The organism is Deltaproteobacteria bacterium (assembly GCA_016874775.1).
Lineage (GTDB): Bacteria > Desulfobacterota > Binatia > Bin18 > Bin18 > VGTJ01.
Genome location: VGTJ01000293.1, coordinates 1 through 4,537 on the forward strand (window position 1 = coordinate 1; position 4,537 = coordinate 4,537).

Annotated in this window: 4 protein-coding genes; 2 read left to right on the top strand and 2 right to left on the bottom strand. The window is 52.2% G+C overall.

What is annotated here, in order from left to right; all coding sequences use genetic code 11:
* Nucleotides 1–367: 367 nt before the first annotated feature.
* On the bottom strand, nt 368–1,519 hold the full coding sequence (locus FJ147_27465) for an amidohydrolase (protein MBM4259624.1): 1,152 nt from the start codon (nt 1,517–1,519) through the stop codon (nt 368–370).
* 170 nt (nt 1,520–1,689) lie between these two features.
* Nucleotides 1,690–2,637, bottom strand: coding sequence for a 3-keto-5-aminohexanoate cleavage protein (locus FJ147_27470; GenBank protein MBM4259625.1), 948 nt, complete (start codon nt 2,635–2,637; stop codon nt 1,690–1,692).
* Between the two features lie 339 nt (nt 2,638–2,976).
* Between FJ147_27470 and FJ147_27475 the strand changes: the two genes are divergently transcribed.
* On the top strand, nt 2,977–3,828 hold the full coding sequence (locus FJ147_27475) for a PAS domain S-box protein (protein MBM4259626.1): 852 nt from the start codon (nt 2,977–2,979) through the stop codon (nt 3,826–3,828).
* A complete protein-coding gene (locus tag FJ147_27480; GenBank protein MBM4259627.1) occupies nt 3,829–4,434 on the top strand; it encodes a hypothetical protein in 606 nt (201 codons plus the stop codon). It abuts the gene before it with no gap.
* Nucleotides 4,435–4,537 lie beyond the last annotated feature (103 nt).

Here is a 4,537-nt window from a genome sequence, read left to right on the forward strand (position 1 = left end):
ATTACTACTCAGCTGCATATGTTCCTCCTCTAGAGAGATCCTAATTCCCGTCCCTGGTCTGGCACGGGTGCGCCTATCTTGCACCTCTCTTCGTGTGAGGAAAGAACGCCGTTCAATCACCGCTTACCCCATTCGGGCTGAGTCCTGCGTCTGTCTCTGTCGATCGACCGATTATTATCGATCAGATTCTTGCTGGATAACCAAAACAAGCTGGGAATTTAGGGGCAGGCCTTGCAACCCTGCTCTCTGTCGCCAATGGAACGGCGAGATGAGGAGGCTAGGCTAAGATATGAATGTATGAGCTGATGCTAGACTCACGTTGCCCCGTACTTGCTACGGGGCAACGTGAACACTCTTTGTGATGATTCTAGAGTCGATACACCTTCGCGACGTTTTCCCCGATGACCTTTTGCCGAGTGGACTCTGACATCGGGTCCACGAGTTCTTTCAATTCATCCATGTAATTGCCTGGATGATCGAAGTGGGGAAAATCTGAAGCCCAGAAGAACTTGTCCGCGCCAACAAAGTCGACCACATGACCAAATGCCTTTTCGTCTGGGTCGCCGGAGATCCAGCACTGACGATAGAAATAGTAACTCGGCTTTTCTTTAAGGCGGACGGTGTCGCCTAACGGGCTGTCGTACACCGCATCCATGCGGTTCAATAAATATCCCGCCCAGCCAGCACCAGATTCGAGGACGATGACTTTGACGCGCGGGAAACGATCGAACAAGCCGTACTGAAACATTGCAGTAAACGCTTGCAACGGACCCTGCGCTCCATGTACATTATGGTGCCAGGTGGCCCACTTCATCTCACGAAACCGTTGGTGAACGCGCTTTGCCGGTGGCTCGCCGCTGGGATGAATGCCTACTGGCACGTCGTACTCCTGTGCCTTGGCCCAGAAGTCATCGTAATCAGGATGTGCGTGTGACTGATAGGTCGGTGTGAATGGAACGAAGAACGCCCCTCGACATCCCGCTTTTACTGCACGTTCGAGTTCGCGTGCTGCCTCCGCCGGATCACCAAATGAGATATGCGCAATAGGAATAAGGCGACCATTAGAGTCAGCACAGAAATCTACCACCCATCGATTGTAGGCGCGTGCATACGCGGCTTGCAGTTCCAGATCTTCAACGTCCTCTGCTTCCCACAGGAGCCCCAGGCTGGGGTAGATGATCGCTTTATCCAACCCTTCTTGGTCCAGGCGAGCTAAACGCTCTTTCGGAAACATCGAGCCGAACGGCGCTTGGTTCATGTAGGTTTTTTCTGGGTTTGGTATGACATCCTCTCCGCGTTTTCCCATTGCACCAACCTGCGCTAATTGGCCGGGTTTGAAATACTTGGCTGGAGCCCCGCCGACGTGGATGACTTCAAGACCGTCGTGATTTTTAGAAATGCGAATCGTGCGATCACGATACTGTGGATCTATGTACTTTTCCCATACGTCTGGTGGTTCGAGAATGTGACCATCTGCATCGATTGCACCAGAGTAGGGAAATCGTCCGTTCTCTGTCATTACCAGTCCTCCTTGTTATAACAACAACTTGTTAGGCAGACTTTAGAATCAGCGTTGCATACTGAGCCAAGAGCGGGAGCATCTGGGCTTCGCTTTCAGCGGGCAAAGTCGTCCAGGCGGATAGAATAATCGGTAGCAAAGAGAAGGACACCAAATTTCATGATTCCTCCCTAACGTAACCCGATGAGTTGCCGTGCTTCCTGCGGCGTAGCCGGTTCACGTCCATGTGCGCGGGCCACTTGGACTGCCCACGTAACAAAGTCTGCACTGCTTTTCGCTAATGAACCATCAACGAGTGTTGCTCGATCTTCAAAGCCAATCCGAATGTGAGCACCGGTGGCAATGGCAAGACTGGCAATCGTGAACACGCTGTCTTCAATCCCGTGGGCAATCCAGAACGCCTCCGGGAACAGCTCTTTGACACACTCTGTCATGTAGAAATAACTCCGCGGTGTGCCAGGCATGATCTGAAAGCCGTCGCCAAAGCGACCGGCGAATTCAACTAATATGTAGCGCGGCGGAGCGAGCAGGCCGTCTTGGACTAAGGTCACCACATTGGTGAGAAAACCTGTATCCAACACCGCTGGCTCTGGAACGATCCCGCGCTCGCGACAGGTGAGAATCGTCTGTCGGATGTCATCGTACGAATTGGGAATGGCAATAGTTCGCCGTGTCCCCTGTGCGAATGGCGTATTGAAGACGATATTCCCCGTGTTGAGTGAGACCATATCTACTGGCTCAGGGGTATCGCGAAGATAGCGCAGTACCTGCTCGATGGTAGCGTCTTGCATGCGGGCAGTAGTGTGATTCAGGACGAGCGAAGTCTGTGCCCGTATCAACCGATCGGCTTCTGTATACCAGGCCGGGTCGTAGCTTGTTGCCCCCTGTGCAGTGCGAGCATGGAAGTGGACCATGGAAGCCCCGGCATCACTACATCGCTTCGCTTCTGCTGCAACCTCGGCTGGGGTCCAAGGAACGTTCGGGTTTTGCTCTCGTCCACGCGCACCGTTGAGGCAGGCTTTGATAATGATTTTGTCCACGGTTCTTTCCTTTTTTTGTTGTACCGCAGAAAAGTGATACAGTTTCTTTAGAGCCCCTTCACCGTGCAAGTCTGACATTCTGGTCACCAAACTGTCAACCCATGTAAGGAATGCTGCTCATCGGGGGAGAAAAAGATACGAATGTATATGGATCAGAAAACATCGACAAAAAGTAGCGAACGGTTTATAAAAAACGAAGGCAAGACCCCTTCTTCCGATAACCAGACTACAACCTCCCATGCACTGGTCTGAAGAGAGCTTCACAAGTGGTGCAGACGATCGATATGACACGCTAGGAATACCAACAGACTATGTGTTCGTCTTCCGTATGCAAAAGAGGAGGGAGGTAACGGCACGGTGGCAGGAAGACAAACCAAAGCACAGTTACTGGCGTAACTGAAACTGTTGCGCGAACGTGTGACCAGTCTTGAAGCCGAGGCTGCTGTCCAGCAATCCAGCGAGAAAAAACCGACAGACAGTGAATTGCGCTACCGAGCGGTGGTGGAATGTTCAATCCAAGGCATCGCGGTACAGCGGCACGGGACGGTGTTATTTGCCAATGCCGCTCTGGCAACGATTCTTGGCTATGCCAAGCCGCATGACATTATCGGACAACGGGTAGAGGATCATATTGCGCTAGAGGAACGAGACCGTTTACGTCGGTATCTTGTTGCTCGCTTGCGCGGAGAATCTGCCCCGGTACGTTATGAATGCCGCGGGGTCAAAAAAGATGGAACACCAATCTGGCTTGAAGTCGCTCCTGCACTTGTGTCGTGGAGCGGTGAGCCCGCGATCATCATCTCCTTGATCGATATTACGGCGCGGAAACGTGCTGAATATGCGTTGCAGCAGTCCGAGCTACTCTATCGAACGGTACTCAAGAACATCCATGATGGTGTCTTCCTGGTGCAAGAGGCGCAGATTCTCTTTGTGAATGAAGCCGGTGCAGGGCTTGTCGGTGCACCGGAGGCAACGTTACTGGGACAACCGTTTCTTTCGCTTATTGCCGCAGAGTCCATAGACCGAGTACGAGATTGTTTGCGCTACTGTGAAGAATATGGACAGGGCCCTACGCTTGATGATGTCTTTCTTCTCTCTTTTGCCGATGACCGGCATGCTGTCGTGCAGGCCCAGATGGTGATGGTTTCCCATAATGAACGAAAGGCCGTCCTGGTCACGCTGAGAGATATGAGTGTGACGAAACGTGCCGAAGAGACCATTAAAGAGGAAGCCGAAATATCCGCAGCTTTAGTGCGAGTTGGGCGGTAATTGTTGACATCATTGGAGACCCCCGTGGTCCTCAATCGACTCTGCCGATTAACTACTGAAGTGTTGAACTGTGACTGTAGTTATGCCGCATTGTGGGACCCGCAACAGAACTTGTACGTAACCGTAACCGGATATGGTGACTCACCGGAGCGAGAAGAAGAGGTGCGGGCGCTGCCCTTCCCGCCGCAGATTTTTACTGAGTTAACGATGACCGAGTCTACAATGAGTCCTGCGGTGGAAATTTGTTCTGCTAACGAGCCTGCATTGCAAATGCTCTTGCAACGGGTAGGGATTATTTCGGCCCTTTTCTTTCTTTTGCGTCGTGGGACGCGAACGATTGGTGCCTTGTATATCGGCTATCGCAGACAGCAGGTTTTTCTGGCACGGCAAAAACGTCTGGCGCGGGGCATCGCACAGCTGGCGTCGTTTGCCATTGCCAATGCGAAGCTCCTCGAAGATTTGGAAAACTCGAATCGCATCAAAGAAGATTTTGTTGGCACCATGTCTCATGAGTTACGGACCCCCTTGCACATTCTCTACGGGTACACGGAACTCCTCCGCGATGAGTCCTTCGGGCCTCTTACGCCCATCCCTGTAAAGGTCTGAATCTTTCATGATTTCGCGGGTTCTGCTGAGATAGGCGCGTGTCGTGGGGAGAAACTCAAGTTCAGGGAGAGAGAAGGGAACACGCGATGATCTTAGGAGCATG